Here is a 22457-nt window from a genome sequence, read left to right as displayed (position 1 = left end):
ACATATTTATGATATTATTGGGGTTTTAAATACTTATCTAAACTTTTATGACGCTGAACAATAGCATAATTGGGTGATGATATGGCAAAGTATTCTCTTTTTATGGTTGGCCTTTTCTTATTACGCTTTTTTGTCAAATCTTCACCAAAACTAGCAGCTGCAGCTAAGTTTTTAAAGCCATGTACAATTACAAATACTTTTTCTATGGAGTACACATCTAATGATACTGATAAATCGTAATACGTAATATCTTTAATTACGATGTTAAGGTCCTTTATGGTTTTTTCAATGGCTGTAGAGTCATTTTTTTCAAACTCATAAACCAAATTAAAAAAGAGCGCATCATCCTCGGGAAAAAAATCACTTTCCGCTAGAACCGGTATGGCTTCTTGTAGGATTTCTTCAGCTTTTTTACCCTCTTCTGAGTTAGGATATGTTAAAGACACAAAAGTGATGCTTTCTTTATAAGACTCAAAGCCATACAATCTTCCCATTGCTGTGGCCTTTAGCAATTCTAATTTGGGAACTATGTCCTCTCCTTCGTATCGTTTTATCTGCTTTTCTGATTCAGCTATGCATTCTTCAAATTTCTGTGCGTCAAACAACCTGTATATGCTATTGTAAAGTTGTTCGGGACTATTTTCATCCTTGGACAACTCGGAGTTTGGATTCAAAAGTATCTCAGCATAACGGGACTCGGGGTAATTGGTGACAATTTCTGTCTTCATTTGATCCGACTTAGACTCAAGCCCTCTCAATTCATAAATCTTGTAAAGATTATACATGGCAGGCAGCACCAAACGCTCCTCGGGATCACTATCCAGCAAAGTTTCTAACCTAAACTGAGCTAATGGTAGCTCTTGAAACTTCTCAAAATAGATGACTCCTAATTGATAATAGGCATAGTTTCTGTCTATGACAAGTGTGTCAATTTCCTCTTGCGTTTGTGGCAATTGGGCCATAAAAAAGCTAGGGTCGAAGACATCCGTTTTTACCTCCGTAGTATTAATAGAATCTAGCACACCCGCCTTGGCAACACTAAATGTTGTTGAGAATCTCCAATTATCCTGAAGCTGCCTACGCCCCCATTGCTTTAGAAATTCATTTTTACCATAGGCAACCGTTGTTGGATTGTAAAAATAAAAACTCTCAGAGGCGCCTTTTATACCCACATCTTGCGGTGAGGCCACCCCTGGAAATAAATTCCCACCAACCTTAACTCTATTCTTGCTATCTTGAATTTGTTGCTCTTTGGCTTTCCTCTTTTCCTCTTCTGCCTTTAAGTCTTGTGACACCTTTGCAAAATACATGGTTTTCTCTGCGTCAGACATGTCCAATATTCTTAATATACTATCATTGGAAGTCACCACCCCTTCATAATATATAACGTCTTGTAAATTGTCCCGTTTTTTCTTTATTGCTCGGAAGGGCCGTGTATTCTTATCCATGTTAATAAGAGTACTATCAAAATAAGCCCCAGCTGTCTTATATTCTTTCCTATCAAAATACATGTCGCCAAGTGTGTTGTAGTTTTTGGCGTTCAATGTCAGGTCAGCCGAATTTGCTCTTAGAGATCGCTCATAATACATTTCGGCCTGAAATTCAGATCCCCTTCTTCTGTAAAATTCTGCTATCCCATGATAAACTTTATCCAGATATGGTCGGTTTTCACGGTTCTCTTCCATTTCAAGTAGGTACTCTTCAAATGCAATGGGATCCCCTTCCTCAAAACTAAAGTTTTGCGCTTTGGACAAGTGCGCATTAATATAGTAAGCACGGGGGATTTTTCTGTGAAGCTCAATGATTTTATCGTAGGCTAAATTTGCACTGTCTTTTTTTCCAAACTCGTCGTATAATTGACCTATTATAAAATTATATCTTGCCTTTTCCAGATTAACCTTAGTGCTTGAGGCGGCAATCTTCAGGTACATTTGAGCTGTATCTTTGACTTGCAGATTAATATAACACTGGGCAATTGTAGCTGTGATATCGGCCAGGTCCTGGCCCTCAACTTCTTCTTGTTTTATGTGTCTTTTTAGGTTCTTTATTGCCACCTCGTTATTTCCAAGACGCATATTAGATTTCTCTCTCCAAACCTTTACCTGGTTAATTTTATCACTTGTTGGATACTTATTAAGTATATTATTAAAGGCGTCTAAGGCAGGGACAAATCGTTCATCGTAATATCTGGCCTTTCCTAAAAGAAGGTAGGCCTCATCTATTTGAGGATTTCGTTCTTTACTGTCAATGGTCATTCCATGCTTTTGAATGGCTTTTATTGCTTTTTCCTCTGCACGCTCAAAATCCTGATTTCTCGCTTGCCCCGGAAGAAAAATATCCCCTGTTACTTGCATACGCTCAACAGGAAGAAGCTCCCAAAAGTTTTCGGTAAATTCATTGTTAACAGAAGCCAATCCATTTTCCAAAGCAATGTTTCCATTGTAAAGCACATTAAATTTGGTACCCATGGCGTGGAAGTTCCTGTTTAACCATTTATCTTTTTTACGAGAACAACCAATTAGAACCGTTAGGCTCAGAAGAATAAGAAGAGATTTCGACAGGGTTCTCAACACAGTGGGATTGTGATTAAAAGATAACTTTTGATTACAACTTTTATTGCACAGGGTTAAAATTAATCATCTTTTGGGATTATAGGTCGTTTTTAGAAGGTTTTCGAGTCATAGCCAAGGTTTCACCATAAAAATAGCCCATGCTATACTAGCATGGGCTTAGTTTTTTGTTAGTCTTTGTAGGGCTTACTCTTCCTCCGAACTAATCATCAAATTCCCGGCAAAATGAGCTTCTAATTCCTTTAAGGTTGTAGGATTCGTTTCCAGGTCTTTAACAACCTCACCTTTTTCCAAAACTACAATTCGCTCACATACGTCAGTAACATGCATAAGATCGTGACTTGAGATAAGGACCGTCACCCCTTTCGTTTCGGCCAGATCTTTTAGAATTCCCTTTAAACGAATTTGTGTAGACGGGTCTAAATTGGCAAACGGTTCATCCAGAATAATCACATCAGGATTACCAATTAAAGCAGCCACAATACCTGCCTTCTTTTGATTTCCCTTACTTAAATCACGTAGGTATTTTTTCTTACCAATGATTTCTCCGTTAAAAAAATCTTCAAATTGCGAGGTTAAGGCATCTACATCTGCCTTATTCTGGCCTCTAAGATCTCCTATGAAATAAAAATATTCTTCAGGTGTTAGATATCCGATTAAGAAGCTCTCATCAATAAAAGCCGAAGTATGAGGTTTCCAGTCTTCACTTTCTGAAACAACAACCTCATCATTGGTGATGCTCCCGGTTGTTGGTTTTATCAGATCTAGAAGTAAACTGAAGTATGTTGTTTTCCCGGCTCCGTTATTACCAACCAAGCCAAAACTCTGACCTTTTGGGATATCGAGTGCGTCGATTGTCAACACAGTTGTATCACTATATGTTTTAGATAATTCTTTTGTCTGTATCATAGTTCTTTTTATTAAGTATCCTGACTAAAGGCGTCAATCATTTTATATTTTGAATCGAGGTATTTTGATGTTATAAAACTCATGAGTCTCCTATGAAGAACGACTCCAGTAACTCCAAGAATGAGTAACGTACCAATGGCAACTTCAAATCCTAATAGCCAATTTAGCAGACCAAATAGTGCCATAGGAACGAGCATTAGTGGAATTCCAATTAACCATTGTACCGCACCTGTACCTTGATAGTTGAAGGCTGCTTTTTTATCTAACTCTATTTTTTTCCTGTTGTATGATCCCCCCCAAAGAATCACATGAGAATTTACACCAATGTTATAGACGGCTGCCGCAAAATGGGCCAATAAAATTTTCCAACCAAAATACACATAAGGTATCCCTAGAACAAACATTGCCACAACACTCATGACCATAAGAATAAATTTTGAACGTAAATATTGTTCATACTTAATATTCTGACTCATCAGCATTTTATAGTAGGCACTATCCCAGGCAGGAATAAATTGACCAAAGTTAATTAAGAAGAACCCTGTAGAAAAAATGCCAATAAATGCCCACATAAATTCCATCTCTCGATAGATTTGTTGGGGATAAAAGAACAGACCATATAACAATCCAATAATCATTAGCAGAGCCATTGATTTGGTTCGTTTATTTCTCCAAATAAGTTTTAAATCCAATTGCATAAATGGTGCAATATCACCAAAGCGTTTGGTCCATGATAGATCTGCTGCTTTTACTTCCTCCACCTTTGATTGCAGTGACGCGTCCAGATAAAGTTTGTCTTTTAAAATTTTGTAATTGTACGCATAGCAAATCCCAAGCACTGCTGCTGGTGCTAGGATTAGTATTGGGGTGTTTGAAACCGTCTGAAAGAGCCCACCAACAATTGAGGTCATCGAGACAATATCAAAATAATTAAGGGCATATAAACTCCCCACGACAAGGAGTAATGGTAAAAATGAATACTCAGAGTCTGAGGATACCGCTTCAATAATAAAGTTCAGGAAATTAAGGACTAGAACAACAATTATCATGGTGAACATCCAGGTGATCACCATAGAAGTCTCAAACCCATCATTAATAGCCATGATACTAAACGGAATGATGGCAAAAAGAGGTAAGAAATTAAAAAAAGACAGGGCCGATTTACCCAATACAAAATGGACCACGGTAGAACGCTTTACGGGTAATGTAAGTAAAGGTTTCACGGTCATGACAGGAAGTTTCTGTAAAAAGAATCTGATTAATAAATCTGCGATAATCCAGTAAAACAAAAACCCATTAAGAACCACAAATGGGTCTTGATCTGGAAACAGTTTCTTTAGAACTTTTAACAAAATAAAACCTCCTCCTAAGAAAATGGCAACAAAATAAAGAGCGAAAAAAACTAAAAGTATATTGAGTGCTATACTTTTTTGCCAGTATGAGGAACGAAAATATTGTTTCCACTCCAGTGAGATAAAGTGTTTAATCATAGCTTTTTAAGAGGTTAATGCCTAACATTAGTAAACATAACTGTTAATTTGTTACAAACAAAACTGCTTCTATTTCATGAGGTCATTATTTTTGCACCAAAAAATCTAGCATGGCACAATTTCACGACCTAACTATAAAAGGTATTTCCCAAGTCACGGATCAATCTGTGGCCATAAGTTTTGACATCCCATCTGAATTAAAATCGCACTTTGTCTTTAAAGCAGGACAGTATTTAACACTAAAAGCAACTATTAACGGGGACTCTATTCGTCGTGATTATTCCATTTGTTCTTCTGCTAACAGTGGCTCACTAACTGTTGGAATTAAGGCGGTTGAAGGAGGTACATTTTCAGTACACGCCAATAAGATCTTAAAGGAAGGGGATACGATTTCTGTGGCAGAACCTCAAGGCCGTTTTGTGTTTGAATCAAACTCTGAAAAAACAAGAACCATTGCAGCATTTGCAGCTGGAAGTGGTATTACTCCAATTCTCAGTATTGCTAAAACTCTTCTAGAAGAAGAGCCGTTTAGCAATTTTATATTAGTGTATGGTAATAAATCTGCTTCTGACTCTATGTTTAAAAATGACCTTGACGCCCTTTCTAGTAACTATGGCAATAGATTTCATATACACAACATCTATAGCCAAATACGAGCTAATGAAGCCTTATTTGGGAGAATTGACAAAAGCATTGTCAACCTCATCGTAAAAAATAAATACCAAGGGATAACCATAGAAAACTTTTATTTATGTGGTCCAGAAGCCATGATCCACACTGTAAAAGATACTCTTATTGAAAATGGTATTAAAGAGCAGCAAATATTTTTCGAATTATTCACTGCGCCTGCTGTTTCAGAGAATGAGGAAGTAATGCTGGCTGATGGTAACTCTAAAGTTAAAGTTATTGTTGATGATGAAGAGTTTGATCTAGAGATGTCTCAAAAACAATCGATTTTAGAGGCGGCTCTTAAAGCGGATATAGATGCTCCTTACTCTTGCCAAGGAGGTATTTGCAGCAGTTGTATTGCCAGGGTATCAGAAGGGACAGCCAAAATGACTCAGAACAATATACTTACCGATAATGAAGTCGCTGAAGGATTAATTCTAACCTGCCAGGCACACCCTACTTCTGCATCAATTGTTGTAGATTATGATGATGTCTAAACGGATTTAATTAAGAACCTCTCTAACCTTTTTAATAATTGCCTCCGGAGGTATTGAAGCCGCTGCATTTTCATAACCTTTAGGGAATTTGTTACCGTAGACCGAAGTTGGAATTTGTGGGTATTTTTTTTGATCGGCCAATAAGGAGTTTCCAGCTGGTTGATTAAATGGAGTAAATCCGGCAAAAGGATGTGTTACTCCCCAAACGCTAATGACCGGAATCCCGTAAATAGCGGCCAAATGACCATTCCCTGAATCCATAGATATCATAAGATCCAAATTGGAAATCAAATCCAACTCCTCTTGAAACGATAAATTACCCGCAACAGAAAGGACGTTATTAAATTGCTTTTCAATTCTTGATAACGCTAATGACTCGGCCGCACCTCCTCCAAATAAAACTAGTTGATGGGTCTTAGATAACTCAGCAATAACCTTTTCCATCAACTCTAATGGATACATCTTTGCTTCATGTGCTGCAAAGGGAGCAATTCCAATTAAATTGGTTTTTGAATCGATGTTTACATTATCTAAAAATCCATCTATTTCAGCCTTGCGAGGAAATATGGGAGAATGAAGATCTAACTGAATATTCATTTCAGAGAAAACATCTGCATAACGTTGATGGGTTGATTTTAATTGTTGAATCTTAAGACCAGTAACTAGTTCTTTCTTTTCAGAACGTCCTTTGTCCAATTGAAAGAAAGGAATACCCCTTAATAATAACTTTAGTAGTTTGGTACGCAACACGTTATGAAGATCCGCAATAGCATCAAACCGCTGTTTTTTAAGTTTTCTGGCCAGTTTAAAAATTCCTGAAACACCTTTATACTCGGCTTCTAAATTGACACCAATTACATCAATACCAGGAATACTAGAAAATAAGGGGGTAAATCTGGTTCGTGTGAGTACCGTAATACGAATCTTTGGGTTTTTATCTAATACCGCTCTAATAACGGGTACTGTCATTGCCACGTCTCCCATTGCTGAAAAACGAATAACAAGAATATGCCTGTAATTTGCCATGATAGATTAATAAGGCCACAAAAAGGAAATTTATTTCTGACCTCTCAAGACCGGATTCAATTCATCATCGTTGTACATCTTCATTTGCTTGTACACTTTCATGAATTTATCACCGTTGGAAATGTCGTGAAGAAGATCATCAATAGCCGTACTTAAATCCATACGTTGTTCTAACAGAACATTCAATTTATTTTGACATGCTTCTTTATGAGCTTCAGAGGCGTCATCCCTAACAGTTTCCAAATGCATGTGGTAAATTTTAAGCGCCAGAATTGACAATCTATCTATGGCCCAAGCAGGACTTTCGGAATTGATTTTAGCATCCTCCTTTACAGAGACATCTTTGTATTTGTCTAGAAAGTAACTGTCAATATATTCAACCGTATCTGTTCTGTCCTGGTTTGAAGCATCAATTTTTCGTTTTAATTCTAAGGCGGCAACTGGGTCAATATTAGGGTCTCTAATTATGTCTTCATAGGCCCATTGAACTGTATCTATCCAGCACTTTCTGTAAAGCAAATGCCCAATCAAATCTTCATTCTTTTCAATAGGATTATTGAATGGCTGATCTACCGTATTTAAGACTTTATACTCTGCAATGACTTTTTGAAAAATTGAATTGGCTTTCTCTGAAATCATGATTGAAAATTTAAGACTACAAATATACTCTGAATTATTAACTTTAGGTCTATAAGCTTATTGTCGCCATGCACATACACAACCTTTCTGATCAAGCCTCCGTACTTAATCAGTACCTATTAGAAATTAGGGATGAAACCATTCAAAAAGACACGATGAGGTTTCGGAGAAACCTTGAACGAATTGGAAACTTTTTAGGCTATGAACTGAGCAAATCTTTGGAGTATAAAAATCAGCCAATAACCACTCCTCTAGTGGAGACATCAGCTAAAAAACTTAGTGGATCTCTAGTTATTTGTTCTGTACTTCGCGCAGGGCTTCCACTCCACCAGGGCCTTTTACAGGTGTTTGATAGATCTGAAAATGCATTTATTTCGGCTTTCAGACATCCGGCTGAAAATGAACGTGGATTTGAAATAATCACGGACTACGTCGCCACTCCAAATATAGAAGGTAAAACTCTAATTCTTGCTGATCCGATGCTTGCCACGGGTGATTCCTTAATCGCCACATACAACTCCCTATTGAAATTTGGCATTCCTAAACAAATTCATGTCGTATGTGTCATTGGCTCGTCCTATGGAGTTGATCATATAAATTCCACTTTGCCTGATGCCTCCCATCTTTGGATCGCAGATGTGGATCCTCAATTGAATGATAAAAGTTATATAGTCCCAGGACTTGGTGATGCTGGTGATCTAGCTTTTGGTTCTAAGCTATAGAACTAGATTAACAATTATTGCTATGATCAATACCCCTATTATAGTGTTGGTTATCCATTCACGATCAATTGTCTCCATGTTCAGGGCCACTACAAAGGAGGCGGGCACCAATAAAAAAATCATTTGTCCTCCATCTTGAATCACTGAAAATCCAATAATTAATAAGGCACTAATGGTGTACCAGATCAATATCATGTACGTTGGTTTCTCGTCGGTGTTTCTCTCGTTATAGGATGCGATTACCTTAATTAGAGACCAAAATAAAATCAGTAAAAACGGAACAATCCTTGTTAAAGAATCTTGTGTCCAATAATTAGATAAATCTAAATTGAACTGAACTTGTAAGTCTCTTTCTAAAAAATAGGTGTCGAACACAAGTATGTTATAACAAATCTTAATTACCAAAACACACAATAAACCAACTATAGGAATTATAGCGGTCTTAACGTCATTACCTGAATAATACCCAACGGCAATTACCAGTATTGGGAGTATAAGTATGAGGGTTGGGTTTATTAATATGGCCAAACCAATCCAGAATCCAGCATCAAAAAGCTTCTTTTTAACATGCTTTCTTGAATGCAAACTAACCAATCGCCTTAATGCAAATAATAGGAATACATTGGACCACAATAATTCTGAATGTTTAATTATTTCAGGAAACAATCCCAATACGAGTCCGAAGCATAGCACTGCAAAACCGTTTCTTTGGGTAATGTTATTTTTTGAATTTATAAAGTCAAAAATCAAAAGCGAGAACAGAAGTACAATAATGTTCAAGACCATTTGACCAGATCTTGATATATCTGTGAAAAAAAGATTCCAGTTATAAATTGTGGAAATCAGAATTAAAAATGCCGCAATAATGATAATATTTACAGGCTTAGATTTACTAAAAATGCTTGCGATCATTAACTCTTTTTGTATTTTTGCCAAGTAAATTTAAAACTTATGAAGGACTTCTTTTACGCTATTCAGGATTTGTTTGTAAATGTTTTATTCGCCCCGCTTGATGCGTTGAGAGAATTGGAACTGTCCAGTTGGTTTGGCGCCAACATGTTTAGTTGGATTTTTATGGCAATTGGCTTTGTAGCCTTTGTTTATTGGATGAGAGAATTATCTAAATTCAATAAAAGTGGAGAAGAAGATAAAAGCGTTACTGCACACTCTTATCTATAGATCAAAACCAATATCCTTTCGGTAATACATCTTATCAAACTTTAGTAACTCTATAGATTGATAGGATTTTTTTATGGCATCATTAAACGTTTCGCCATATGAAGTGACAGCCACTACTCGGCCTCCTGAGGTCACTACGTCATTACCCACTTTTTTTGCTCCTGCATGGAATACAATTGAATCCGTGATATTCTCTAGTCCTGATATTACCTTTCCCTTTTCATAAGATTCCGGATAACCGCCTGAAACCATAACAATAGTGCTTGCCGCTCTATCATCAATCTCTATTTCCTGAGATGCTAGATCTCCACTCCCAATAGCTTCAAATAATTCAACAAGATCCGATTTTAATCTCGGCAAAACCACTTCAGTTTCAGGGTCGCCCATTCTTACATTGTACTCAATTACCTTGGGATCGTTACCAACCTTAATTAAGCCGATAAAAATGAACCCTTGGTAAGGGAGTTCGTCAATACTAAGACCCTTCACCGTAGGAATTACAATTTGTTGTTCAATCTTATCGATAAATTCCTGAGAAGCAAATGGCACTGGAGACACTGCGCCCATTCCGCCCGTATTTAATCCAGTATCACCCTCGCCAATTCTTTTATAGTCCTTGGCCATTGGCAGTATCTTATAACCATTTCCGTCTGTTAAAACAAAACAACTGAGTTCAATACCATCCAAAAACTCTTCAATAACAACCTTAGAACTTGCAGCCCCAAACTTCTCATCAATCAACATGTTTTTAAGCTCTTGTTTGGCTTCATCAAGATCTTGAATAATAAGTACACCCTTTCCAGCTGCCAAGCCATCAGCCTTTAACACATAGGGAGGCATAAGTGACTCTAAAAAACTATAACCCGATTCTAAGTCATTGGCAGTAAAACTCTGATAGGCTGCAGTTGGAATATTATGCCTACTCATGAATTCTTTTGCAAATTCTTTGCTCCCCTCTAATTGTGCAGCGGCTTGAGATGGGCCAATAACTAGGACATTCTTAAATTCGGAGTCTTTTGTGAACTCATCATGAATGCCCTTAACTAAAGGGTCTTCAGGTCCCACAACAATCATATCAATATCGTTTTCTCGTACAGCACTCTTTATGGCATCAAAATCTGTAACAGCTATCTGCAAATTAGTGGCAATACTATTAGTTCCGGAATTTCCCGGAGCCACAAATAAATTCTCACATTTTGGACTTTGTGCTATCTTCCATGCAAAGGTGTGTTCTCTTCCTCCTGACCCTAATACTAGAATATTCATAATGATCTCAATTATTGCGCAAAAATAGTTGCTTTTAGAGTGAAAAAATAATTAAATTTCAGAAACCTTATCCCCCAGTATTCTTGCGATTCTTCGATTTATCTTTAACCCTAAATGGCTACAATATAAGCAAAGCAAAACATGAGTTGGCCACACTCCAAAAGCTTGACAGAGCAAACAAGCAACTTGATATAATAAACCGACGAAATCACATTGTAGAATACCACATCGAGAACAACCCTTATTATGAGCATCATTTTTTATCTTCTTATAACAACCAATGGGAGTCCGTACCGATTATGACCAAACAGGACTTGCAAAGACCCTTAAAAGAACGTCTTTCCAATGGATTTAGTAACAAAACTATCTATGTAAATAAAACATCCGGATCTTCCGGTGACCCCTTTATTTTTGCTAAGGATAAGTGGTGTCATGCTATGACCTGGGCACAAATTATGGATCGCTTCAGCTGGTACGGTATCGACTTTAACTCGTCGTCACAGGCTCGGTTCTATGGGATTCCTTTAGATTTTATAGGTAATAAAAAGGAACGCTTAAAGGATTGGTTTTCCAACAGATATCGATTTTCGGTCTTTGATCTTAGTGATACAGCCTTTGAGGAGTGTTTAGTTCAGTTTAAAGCAACTGCATTTGAGTTCATCAATGGTTATACCAGCCCAATTGTTCAATTTGCAAAATTCTTAAAAAGAAAGGGGCTTATTTTAACCGATGTCTGTCCTAGCCTTAGGGTTTGTATAGTGACCTCAGAGATGTTATTTGATAGTGATAGATCCCTTATGCAAGAAAGATTCGGAGTCCCTGTAGTGAATGAGTATGGTGCCTCAGAGCTGGATCTTATTGCCTTCGAAAATACGCACGGAGAACTGCAGTTAAACAATGACACCCTCTATGTTGAGATTGTTGATGAGAATGATAAAGTTCTGCCCTATGGTAAAGAAGGAAGAATCATTATAACGTCATTATTCAACAAGGCACACCCCTTTATTCGCTATGATCTTGGTGATATTGGCATTATTGAGGTAAAAGAAAACTCTCCATATCCAATATTAAAAAAGCTAACGGGCCGCACTAATGATCTGGTTCAATTGCCTAGTGGTAAGACTGCAGCAGGACTTACCTTTTATTATGTAACTAAAAGTGTTATTGAAGAATCTGGAAATGTGAAAGAATTTGTGATCGAGCAAGCAAAAATAGAGCATTTTAACATTGTATATGCTAGCAAAAATGAGCTCACCCCTGAGCAGAAGGTAAAAATTGAAACCGCTATAAGTCAGTATTTAGAAGACGGGCTTACTATTAGTTACAAAAGGGTGCCTCAATTAAAAAGAAGTGCCTCTGGGAAATTGAAGCAATTTCATTCTAAAATTTATTGATGAATTGAAAAAGCCATTAACTATAATAACATCTTACTACCCCCCTGAAATAGGAGCAGCTTCCAATCGTATATATCAATTAGCTAATGGTTTACAGGGTGATTTTTCGGTTACTGTTCTCACTCCACTACCGAATTATCCTGAAGGAAAAATATTTAAAGAATTTAAGGGGAGGTTAAAAGACTATTCAGAAAAAGATGGAATATCAGTTCGACGTCTATGGATACTTCCGTCTAACTCAAAGAATAAAGTAATTAGACTGATGTCTATGATATCCTATAGTTTAAGTCTCTTAATTTACTTTCTATTCAATTCAATTCCCAAAACTGTCATCATACAATCACCTCCTTTATTAGTAGCCTTTACAAGTGTATTTTTTCTACGGTCCAAAAAACGAAAACTGGTATTAAATATTAGTGATCTTTGGCCAGATGCTGGTCTAGATCTTGGCGCATTCCAAAAAAATTTATTTTTCAAATTGCTTAAAAAAATGGAATCCTTTATTTATAGGAATGCTCAACTGGTTTTGGGACAAAGCCAGGAAATCTTAGATCAGGTGGTAAAAATAACAACCAGACCTAAAGTCTTACTTTATAGAAACTATCCTCAATTACCAAAAACACAACATCTCGTACGAGAATCAACTAATAATTCAAAGCCTCTCAGATTAGTATATGCAGGGCTATTAGGTGTTGCTCAAGGCATTGTCGCTCTTTGCAACGAACTGTCGTTTCAGAACATAGAATTCCACATATATGGTTCTGGCCCCGAAACCAATGAAATCGAATCCTTACTTCAAAACAATCCAGATCTTCCCATATTTTATCACGGTAGTTTAGACCGAGAGACTCTGCATGGTGAATTAATTAAATATGATCTTGCTATTATTCCCTTAGTAAAACGTATTTACGGCTCTGTACCCTCTAAAATTTTTGAGATGGCTTCTCTAGGATTACCAGTACTTTATTTTGGAGGTGGTGAAGGAGAGAACATCGTCCTTGAAAACAATCTTGGCTGGGTGATCAGTCCTAAAGATTACGAGGGGCTGAATAGAATAATCAATTCAGCTGTCAAAAATGAATTTAAAAATATAGATCGAAAGATGATTAGGCACACCTTTGAGTTAAAATTTAATAATGAAACCCAATTAAACAGATTAAAGGAAGCCCTTGGTTAATAGGCTTTATCTTCCCCTTTGACAGCATTGATGAAGGTTTGAAATATGATTTTTAGATCCAAGAGCAGCGACCAATTCTCTATATAGAAAATGTCATACTTGACTCTTCCAATAATATCCTTGTCAGACTCTACTTCACCTCTAAATCCTCTTGTTTGTGCTAATCCGGTAATCCCTGGTTTCACAAAATGTCTCACCATAAATTTATCTATGCGTTTTGCATACATATTTGTATGGCTAACCATGTGAGGTCTAGGCCCAACTACCGACATGTCCCCAAAAAGGACATTAAAAAATTGAGGGAGTTCATCTATACTGGTCTTTCTTAAAAATGCCCCAACCTTGGTAATCCTTTGATCGCCTCTAGTTGCTTGGTATAAATGAGCGTCCTTGTTAGGGGTCATTGATCGAAATTTATAACAGTCAAATTCTTTGTAGTTAAACCCATTCCTAGATTGCTTAAAAAATATAGGACCACGCGATTCCAGTACAATGAGCAGGCCAACAATTGGTGTTAACCATGAAAGTATAAATACAACTACAAATGCAGAAAACACAATATCAAATAACCTTTTAATAAATGTATTAATCGATTCATCTAGAGGTGTTGTTCTAAGCGACAAAATGGGGGTGTAATCATAATACTCATATTGCAATTTCTTAGAATAAATCTCTTTTGAATCAGGTAAGAATTTCACAATTTTAAGATTATTATCCGCAAAATCTATAATCTCAGCTAATTCATTATTGTTCAACTCAGAAATAGAGCAATAAATCTCATCTATGTCATTTTTTAATACAAACTCTAAACTGTTACGAAGGGCTTCACGGTCATTTTCAGAAAAGTCAATTGTCCTTATATGATTATACCCAAATTCTTTTTTGGTATTAAAGAATTTTTCCAGAGCTCTAGTCTTTTGATTTAAACCAAAAATAACGGTGCGTCTATAATTTCCTCCAAAGGATACACGGTATTTTTGAAGCAGAAAATAAATGGCAAACTTCAAGAGTCCAATAATTGTAAAGCTGAGCGCAACGAAATAAACTATTGGGCGTGGATATATCTTGAATTCATGGTATAGGCCAGAAAATGCGAATACCAACAATAAAAAAAGAATCCCCTGTCTTACTAATAATGTGATTATGGTAACTGGACGTGTAAATCTATAAACCTCATAGAACTTTGAATAAATGGATAGTAATATCCATCCAATCGTCACAAAACTCGAGAAAATAAGGAAATCCTCTTGATTAAGTAAGAAAAAGAGGGCTACGCAATTTATAATTACAATATCAATCGCGTAAGAAATAGGTCTGAGAAAACCAGAATACCTACCGTGTTTAAATAAACTCAAGCTCCTGATATTTTTGTTGTTCAGTTATACAGTTTTTATCATTAATTCCAAGTAATAAGAAAAAGAACAAAACAAAATAAGTGATGCCAATTTGTCTAACCAAAAACGACTCTGTTATTATCAAAAAGAAAAAAGATGCTACAAACAAATACAAAGGCCTATTGTCTTTAATAAAATAAAAAGGAGATAAACCTATCGCTAATAGGACAATCAATCCAAAAATGCCTGAGTCTAACAAGGATTGAAAATATTGATTATGGCAATTCAACTTATTAATAAACGCTCTTCTAAAGTTGTTTTTTTTATATGTGCCTTGTAATTCTATTTGTGATATTCTAAAACCATAACCCATTAATGGTGAAGCCTCAATTAATTCCCAACTATTTTTCCATAATTTTTTCCTTAAAGCTAAACCTGAGTAGGAAGATATGTTTTGATCAAAATTCATAATCCTACTTTTCAAAGTAGGTATGGTAAAGGAAATTATAAAAACTAAAGCCATGCAACTTAGAAGTAAAAAAATTGACTTTTTGTTCATCCGATTTAAATTTAGAAAAAACTTTGTCCCAACATAAATCAAAGTAACAACCAATGTGATTCTTGACGAGCTTAAAAATATAGCGAAAATAAACAACACGCTTAGTGTAATTTTATTTTTTACTATAGTTTTAAGTAAAAAAGAATACTCCAATATAATAACAATAGAAAAAAAATAAAGAGCTGAAACATAAATTGGCTCCACTCCGAATAAATCATTTAAATGGCGATATGTTATATAGATTGAATTGAACGATTTTTCAGCATGAAATGCTCTAAAAACCCCATAAAAAAAAGACAATATAAAAGATAGAACCCCGGAAATAATAAAAGCATTTAGGCCTGATTTGACAATTTTCCCCCATTCTTTCTTGTTTATTAATACCGAAACATAAAGAGGAATATATATAAATGGTAGCAGGGAGGTAAGATTAATTAAATCTGTAAAACTATTTGCATTCAATACCGTTGCAATAACTACTGTAAAGAAGTAAACAGAAAACAAGAGGTACAATTTCTTAAATTGAACTTTGAATTTATTTCTAAACACATCAATTAACAAAACCAACAGAGCAATTACTGAAGAAATTGAAACCAAGGCATTGCCCAAAAATAAGGATGAGCATAAAAAAATGAATGAACCCTTATAAGGCAGATAACTATTTAATAAAGTTTTGCGCTTTTGCACTTTTGAAAAAATTCTTCGTATTTTAAATTAATCTTCTCTTCTGAGAATAAATTATGAATCTTATTTAGATTATTTGCCGCAAATGTGTCAAAATGTGAACGATTCGGTTTTAAGTTTTTCTTTATGTCGTTAGAGTTATTAAAATACAATGCGTCTGAACCTAAAATACCTTTATTAAAGGGATTGTTATGAGCTATTATTGCACAACCACAGGACATTGCCTCCAACAATGAAGGATTGGTTCCACCAACAGAATGTCCATGAAAATAAAGATTTGAAAAATATCGGATATTGTTTAAATGATCTTGCTCATATATTCCGCCTAGAAATTTAATATTAGATTTTGCAGAATATCTTTTTTTTAAATATTTCCCATATTTAGTTTCATGCTTTCCAACAACAACAAAGATTCTTTCTAGTTCGGCTTTTACTACACCATCAAGAATTGTTTGAATGTTGTTTTCTGGCTCCAATCTGGCAATTAAAATGTCATAATTCCCTTTTTGTAAAGAATACTGCTCCAGTACCTTTTCATTAGGATCTTCAAAAACCCTGGCGCCATATGCAATATAAATTGATTCTTTATTATATTTTCTAGTTAGGTAATCCTTAATTCCTAGAGAATCAGCTATTAGATAATCACTTCTTAAGATAGCAAGCTTTTCAGCAAAACTCAAAAATTTCCTGGTTATTCTATTATACTTCGATCTCTTCCATTCAAGACCATCCATATTAGTAATTATAACTGCATTTTTTGGAAGAAACACCCCCCATATTGAACTACTAGTATATCCGAGCTGTAAGATTATATCAAAATTATGCTTCCTCGAATTTAAAATGCAATTCAAATCATAAACAAACTGACCCGGTGTACCGATTAAATATTCGGGATCATATTTGTGGATTATTTTGGCTCCATTCCACTCGTCTAGTTTATATGGATGGTCGTGAGAATTATAAACATAGACTTTATGTTGTTTTTTTGATAAAAAAAATGCTAGTGATTCTGCAAACTGTTCAAACCCACCATGATCATTTGGAATACCTCTAGTCCCAATTATTGCTATTTTCATTAAACCTTTAGTAGTTTTTATTGAATAAATTTATCATGCAAATAAAAAGTAAGAAAGCGTAAACCTGATGCTTAAAAATACCAGCATTTGTAATTCCAGCAAATATCATTACAATATTTACAATAAGTAAATAATTAATAAAAATATTATGCCCCGACCCTTTTCCTTTAAACAATTTAAATGGTAATATGAATATTAAATAAAAAAGATAAACACCAGCAGGTAGTCCATATTGGGAGGCTAGTGCTAAAAAATCATTATGAGAATCCATAAGATTTTTATCTTTAGACCCATAGTCTCCTTTTGTCTTATTCCATCTTCCTGGCCCTACACCAAAAAATGGGTTTTCTGCTATCATATTGATGGATGTTTGATAATGGTTAAGTCTAAGACTTAACGATTCTGTAAATGGATTATCAGAAAAAACTATTATACTATCGATTCTCTTTTTTGAAAAATCAATAGATTCTATTTCAAAATTCTTGACTGAAAGCCGTTCTTCTCTATTAAGGTACATTAACCCCATAAAAACAACAATACCAAAAAAAATATCCACGCAAACTCTAATCCATAATTTATTCTTAAAATGGTTTAATATGGTCAGAAAATAAAATACTATGAAAGTTAAAATGGAAATAAACAAAGCTGATCTGCACGAACTAAATAGAATTGCTGCGAAAATAATAAGACATACAAAACCATAATAAATTGAAATCTTTTTTCTATAAAGTAGTAGCATTATGTATGCATTAATAGCGCAGATAGTATTAGCAAACGTATTATTCCTAAGCGTTCCGCTCACTAATCGGTCGTAACTGTAATAAATTTTCGAAAAGACTATAGCCTCTGAAATTAAAAATAACGTACTGATCAAAACTCCATAAAAAAGAAATCTAGGGTCAAATCTACTTTTCAAATAATAAACTAAAATTAAGATCAAGATTAAATACCTTAGGTGATAACTGTTTGCTATAATTATAAGTATATCAGACAGGTCAATACTTGTGACTAGATTGAAAATCAAGGAGCTTAGAATAATAATACAAGTTGACAGAATTATTCTGAAATATTTAAAACTTATTGAGCTAATACTCTCAAGATTAGTGTATTTTATTATTCCAAATATTAAAAAAATATCAACATTTGTAATCAATGGATAATAAACCTGCCTGTAATCAACATGGGAAGAAATAAGAACACTAGGCATCAAATTATTGACACTTGAGGGCATGGCTAAAAAGTTAAATACTAGGCATATCAAAAAAATATTAATGTTCTTTGACCCTAAATAAAAACTCGTCAAAAAAATGACTAAAGATAAAACTTCAATATGGGTTGGTTTTTGAAAGTGAATAATTCCATTTCTATAACCTAAAATAGTTACAATTAACAGGAGTACTAAAATTGCAGAATATAAGCAAGATAGAAATTGTAAAATCCGATACGTCTTTGACATTACTCAAAACTAAATTTAATAGGTTTTTTGAGCATAAGTTGTTTTAGGAATAGATGGCAAAAAAATGCAAAAAACAAAAATAAGACGTTATTAATGAGCGTTCCAAATAGGCCAGTACTAACTGAACCCGATACACCAATTGAAAAAAATAAGAGAACTATAAGGCCTGTATTCTTTATTTCTTTCTTATTAACGATTAGCTGATATAGACTATTAAATAAAAATCCATAAAAAATTGGATATACGAAAAAAGCTATCTTTCCAAAATTTAAGTATCCTAACCCTACAAAAGATGTTGTTACACTCCCTCCGTCGAAATCCCAGTTCATAAGGTCCTTTAAATAAGTCCCAAAATTAGGGTTTGAACCTGGTAGAAATAATTTCATATCAACCAAATAACTATACCCTTTCAGATAATTGTTTTGTTCGGGAAAGAAATCGTAAATCCGCTGTAAATTTTGAATGTTCACAAAAGGCCTCCAAGCCATTCTAAATTCCATAAGAGAGAAGAAGCTTACTCTAGAGTCTTGAAAATTTGATCTTATTGCACCAAACGTAATTAGAATAAGAAATAGAACTAATCCAATTTTAGCATACTGCTTTAAAGATAGTTTTCTTGCGCTCTTAATAGTGACTATTATGAAAGTGACAATTAGTAACTTTAATAAAGGAGCTCTACTTCCATAGGAAATCAGGGCGAAAGCTGTAAACAAAAATAATCCTATTTTAATAATCCTTGTCTTGTCTTTCATCAACAAGATTACGGCATAACCATAGAGCATAAAGGCAAGAAAAAGCAAGTTATAAAGCCCCGCTCCAGCTTTTCTTGTAATCCTATCATTTTCAATGTCATCAGCGAATATAATTATCCCTCCTGTTTTAAACGTAAACATAACAAAAAACAAAACTCCTAAAAGAAATACTATAAAACCACTAACCTGAAATGATTTAGACGGTTTACTTCTTATTGAAATTTCGTTTATTCTAACATATTTTGTGCCTATTGTGTAAAAAACATATCTTGAGATCATCGCACCAATAAATGTTAGCAGATAGGATAAAATAATAAAGGTCTTTAGATCTTCTGAAATTGGAATTCGAGGATATCGAATGTCGCAATATGAAAGTGCTATAAACAAAAACGCTGTTTGATATAAATAGAAGAACACGAAAGGGTTAAGTAAGTTTTTTAAGTCAAAGTACTTATTGACTAAATATAACATTACTATGCTTATGATAATAATTGACCAGCTCATTTATGTTTTGATATCTCTTTAATTATCCTTTCTGTTGATAAGCCATCTAATTTATAAAAATACTCTTCTATATACTTTTCGTAGGTTCTCAATTTGCTTTTATGCAAACTATTGTTTGTTAAAGATTTTACTAATTCGTTAGAGTCTCGTATGTTCATACTACATCCAAAAGAATCATATTCAAGTTTTGGTGAGGAATCGTCCAATACTATCTGAATAAGAGGTACTCGAAGGGCAATAGCCTCATTTGCAACTGTTGAAGTTGTAGTGATTACAAAATTGGATTCAGATATTAATTGGTGAATATCAACATTTTTTCTAATTGTAACACTTGTTTTACCAAATACTCGTATTACTTCACTCCTATTATCCTCGGAGCTAGGGTGCAGTTTAATTGTTACTGAATAGTTAATATGAATATTTGAATTGTACAAAATAGTCAAATACTTGATTACTTGATTAATTCCAATAGGGTTTACAATAACTAATATGTTCTTTCCTTTTTTTCTTTTAGTCTCTTTCAAATAGTTTAAGATGTTATCCATTTTAGGGGTGCCCGCAGTCAATAACTTATTATTTGGAGTGCCTCTCTCGATAAACCACTTGTTAGATAATTCCCCCCAAGTGAAAATTTTATCTGCTGATACAGGGAGGTATCCATAGGGTAAAACCGTAGACCCATGTTGCAACACATATGATGTGATTGCCTTTTTGGAAGTGAGAAAAACTAGTGCCCTTGAAATTTTATGGACATCAGTGTTTAGAACTAGGACATCTAGATATCGGGCTTTTTTTAACAGCCCCTGTAAGCAATTAACCACAAAATAAGAATCAAAAAAATTGAATATTAAGAGGATGTAGCTGACATTAAATCGAGAAGAAATGGTTTTTATTTTTTTTCTTTCTTTAAATAATAGAGCACAAAAGGAAAAGAAATTGGCAAAATAACTCCTAAACCTAAAAAACGACCATAAGAATATTGAGTTTCTATTTTTTAATCTTTTATCTGTAATTAATTCTTTAAAATTATGTTTATACCTTTTTTCAACAGCCCTGATATTATCAATCATGCTATTATTGTTTATCTCATTTACAAAAATTACATCCTCATTTACTTCTTTAATTCTATATGTTAGTGCAAACAAGGACTTAACATAGCTTTCTAAGCTGAAGATTTTTATACATGATAATATTGAATTAATTTTTAATCTGCCAAGTCCTCTTTCAAATAAAAAAATTTGAGATAGCATTGAAAAATTTAAACCATCAAAACTAACCTCTGTTCTTGAAAGAAATTCTATTAATTCTTCTTCACCTTTTAACATTAAATAAAATATCTAGGTTATACTTTGAAAGACAAATAAAGTATAAAATCAAAAATTGTAATATATAACTTATCATCGTTGTATATGCTGCAATACTGTAGCCATATTCAGGGATAAAAACAAAATTTAAGATTAAGTTTACGGCTGCTGATACTATAGCGGGTATTACCATTAAGCCTGTGTGGTTATAAAAAAATGGGATGTTGGATATCAATGTATACAAAAAATAAAAAAACATACCACAAACAATAGGCACAACCAATTCAACTATCTTTAAATAAGAATCATTTGATATAAGTACCACCAAGGTATTCTTGTTCAGAACAATTATAATTCCCAATAAAAAAATTATTGCACTATATATTTTTGCCGCATTAGAAATTCTTTGAATCTGATTATTTTTTAAGTTTTCTAAAATAAACTTTTGCCACATTTTATTTGTTGCCAAAAAACAAGCCATAAATACAGATCCAATAGTATAAGCAATAGTATATTCTGCAACATCAATTTCAGAATAATAATAGTTAATAATGAACCTGTCTGAAAAACTCAAAGTTAACACGGATAACATTGCTGGTAAAAATGGAAGGCTAAATGAAATTGACTTTTTTAAGGTGCTAAGAAAAAATTCGCGTGTTACGGTGGTATATTTGGATCTAGATAAGAACAAGATCACCAATAAAGAAAAAACAACCAATTGCAAGCCCATAAATGTATAGACGCTTTTGAAGACACTCAAAGTGATAAAAGTTAAAACATAAGGAAGACCATTTCTTAACAAGAAAAGATAATTGTAGGACTTATATTGTCCTCTTATTTGATAATAAGAAAGGTTTATTTCAAGGAAAGCGTACATAGCAGCTGTCAGGGCTAAAATAAGGTCGGCCCTTTTATCTATTAAGTAAACACCTAGTATATTCTTTATCAATATTAGTGATAATACAATTATACTATTAAGAAATAACAAGGATTTAATTACCATTAAAACAGAACGAATATTTTCCTTGTCATTTACATAAGAATATTTGACAAAGCTTCTCTGAGATAAGTCTAAAAAAACGGATAGTAATGGAACAGATACCCAATATAATGACAATTTACCAAATTCTTCTTTCGTGAGTTGATCAGTAAAAAAGGGTATAGACAAAAAAACTATACCCTTTGAAAGCCCTTCACCGATTAGGTAATAAAGGAAACCTATATTCTCCTTAAAAAGTTTAATCAAATTT

General features: G+C 34.1%; 19 protein-coding genes. 5 read left to right on the top strand and 14 right to left on the bottom strand.

All coding sequences use genetic code 11. The features are described from left to right. Positions 1 to 14 precede the first annotated feature (14 nt). The 3 genes from porW to DN064_RS01270 all read right to left on the bottom strand — a co-directional run bounded on the left by porW (position 15) and on the right by DN064_RS01270 (position 4969). Complete coding sequence (porW, locus tag DN064_RS01280) at positions 15 to 2570, bottom strand: type IX secretion system periplasmic lipoprotein PorW/SprE (RefSeq protein WP_115460797.1); 2556 nt, start codon at positions 2568 to 2570, stop codon at positions 15 to 17. Between the two features lie 186 nt (positions 2571 to 2756). After that, a complete protein-coding gene (locus DN064_RS01275) occupies positions 2757 to 3479 on the bottom strand; it encodes an ABC transporter ATP-binding protein (protein ID WP_115460796.1) in 723 nt (240 codons plus the stop codon). 11 nt (positions 3480 to 3490) lie between these two features. After that, the gene (locus DN064_RS01270) at positions 3491 to 4969 is read right to left on the bottom strand and encodes a DUF5687 family protein (protein WP_115460795.1); all 1479 of its coding nucleotides are present in this window, start codon (positions 4967 to 4969) and stop codon (positions 3491 to 3493) included. 110 nt (positions 4970 to 5079) lie between these two features. Here DN064_RS01270 and DN064_RS01265 point away from each other — a divergent pair, with 110 nt between their 5' ends. Further along, a complete protein-coding gene (locus tag DN064_RS01265) occupies positions 5080 to 6135 on the top strand; it encodes a ferredoxin--NADP reductase (protein WP_115460794.1) in 1056 nt (351 codons plus the stop codon). 6 nt (positions 6136 to 6141) lie between these two features. Here the strand turns inward: DN064_RS01265 and DN064_RS01260 are convergent, their stop codons facing one another. Continuing rightward, positions 6142 to 7161, bottom strand: a complete 1020-nt coding sequence (locus DN064_RS01260) for a glycosyltransferase family 9 protein (protein ID WP_232827337.1) — start codon at positions 7159 to 7161, stop codon at positions 6142 to 6144. 30 nt (positions 7162 to 7191) lie between these two features. Continuing rightward, positions 7192 to 7800, bottom strand: coding sequence for a DUF4254 domain-containing protein (locus DN064_RS01255; protein ID WP_115460793.1), 609 nt, complete (start codon positions 7798 to 7800; stop codon positions 7192 to 7194). A gap of 68 nt (positions 7801 to 7868) precedes the next feature. Here DN064_RS01255 and upp point away from each other — a divergent pair, with 68 nt between their 5' ends. Continuing rightward, positions 7869 to 8522: a uracil phosphoribosyltransferase gene (upp, locus tag DN064_RS01250; protein ID WP_115460792.1), complete on the top strand. Its 654-nt coding sequence runs from the start codon at positions 7869 to 7871 to the stop codon at positions 8520 to 8522. Here upp and DN064_RS01245 read toward each other — a convergent pair. Then, entirely contained in the window at positions 8517 to 9458 is a 942-nt protein-coding gene (locus DN064_RS01245) for a DUF6427 family protein (protein WP_198659387.1), read from the bottom strand. The two genes, upp and DN064_RS01245, sit on opposite strands and share 6 nt — an antisense overlap. A 15-nt stretch (positions 9459 to 9473) precedes the next feature. Here DN064_RS01245 and DN064_RS01240 point away from each other — a divergent pair, with 15 nt between their 5' ends. Further along, positions 9474 to 9701, top strand: a complete 228-nt coding sequence (locus tag DN064_RS01240) for a DUF6341 family protein (protein WP_115460790.1) — start codon at positions 9474 to 9476, stop codon at positions 9699 to 9701. Here DN064_RS01240 and purD read toward each other — a convergent pair. Then, a complete protein-coding gene (purD, locus tag DN064_RS01235; protein WP_115460789.1) occupies positions 9696 to 10967 on the bottom strand; it encodes a phosphoribosylamine--glycine ligase in 1272 nt (423 codons plus the stop codon). The two genes, DN064_RS01240 and purD, sit on opposite strands and share 6 nt — an antisense overlap. A gap of 146 nt (positions 10968 to 11113) precedes the next feature. Here purD and DN064_RS01230 point away from each other — a divergent pair, with 146 nt between their 5' ends. Together DN064_RS01230 and DN064_RS01225 are read left to right on the top strand one after the other, a co-directional pair. Next, positions 11114 to 12361, top strand: a complete 1248-nt coding sequence (locus DN064_RS01230) for a phenylacetate--CoA ligase family protein (RefSeq protein WP_317047350.1) — start codon at positions 11114 to 11116, stop codon at positions 12359 to 12361. Between the two features lie 4 nt (positions 12362 to 12365). Beyond that, positions 12366 to 13538, top strand: coding sequence for a glycosyltransferase family 4 protein (locus DN064_RS01225; RefSeq protein ID WP_115460787.1), 1173 nt, complete (start codon positions 12366 to 12368; stop codon positions 13536 to 13538). Here DN064_RS01225 and DN064_RS01220 read toward each other — a convergent pair. From DN064_RS01220 to DN064_RS01190, 7 genes are all read right to left on the bottom strand, one after another. Then, positions 13535 to 14893 (bottom strand): exopolysaccharide biosynthesis polyprenyl glycosylphosphotransferase, encoded by a 1359-nt coding sequence (locus tag DN064_RS01220; RefSeq protein WP_232827335.1) that lies wholly within the window; start codon positions 14891 to 14893, stop codon positions 13535 to 13537. The genes DN064_RS01225 and DN064_RS01220 overlap by 4 nt on opposite strands. After that, a complete protein-coding gene (locus DN064_RS01215) occupies positions 14880 to 16118 on the bottom strand; it encodes an O-antigen ligase family protein (RefSeq protein WP_157962193.1) in 1239 nt (412 codons plus the stop codon). The genes DN064_RS01220 and DN064_RS01215 overlap by 14 nt, the downstream gene beginning before the upstream one ends. After that, a complete protein-coding gene (locus DN064_RS01210; protein WP_115460785.1) occupies positions 16094 to 17191 on the bottom strand; it encodes a DUF1972 domain-containing protein in 1098 nt (365 codons plus the stop codon). Before DN064_RS01210 ends, DN064_RS01215 begins: the two co-directional genes overlap by 25 nt. Positions 17192 to 17198: 7 nt before the next feature. Beyond that, positions 17199 to 17930 carry an O-antigen ligase family protein gene (locus DN064_RS14120; RefSeq protein WP_157962192.1) on the bottom strand — a complete coding sequence of 244 codons (732 nt, stop codon included), beginning with the start codon at positions 17928 to 17930 and terminating at the stop codon, positions 17199 to 17201. Positions 17931 to 18646: 716 nt separating this feature from the next. Further along, positions 18647 to 19870, bottom strand: a complete 1224-nt coding sequence (locus tag DN064_RS01200) for an O-antigen polymerase (protein ID WP_157962191.1) — start codon at positions 19868 to 19870, stop codon at positions 18647 to 18649. Positions 19871 to 19899: 29 nt separating this feature from the next. Next, positions 19900 to 21228: a hypothetical protein gene (locus tag DN064_RS01195; protein WP_115460782.1), complete on the bottom strand. Its 1329-nt coding sequence runs from the start codon at positions 21226 to 21228 to the stop codon at positions 19900 to 19902. Continuing rightward, positions 21215 to 22453 (bottom strand): oligosaccharide flippase family protein, encoded by a 1239-nt coding sequence (locus tag DN064_RS01190; protein WP_157962190.1) that lies wholly within the window; start codon positions 22451 to 22453, stop codon positions 21215 to 21217. Before DN064_RS01190 ends, DN064_RS01195 begins: the two co-directional genes overlap by 14 nt. Positions 22454 to 22457: the final 4 nt, after the last annotated feature.

Origin of the sequence: Winogradskyella aurantiaca (assembly GCF_003362725.1) — a bacterium.
GTDB classification, from domain to species: Bacteria; Bacteroidota; Bacteroidia; order Flavobacteriales; family Flavobacteriaceae; genus Winogradskyella_A; species Winogradskyella_A aurantiaca.
This window is presented reverse-complemented; position numbering and strand designations above follow the sequence as displayed.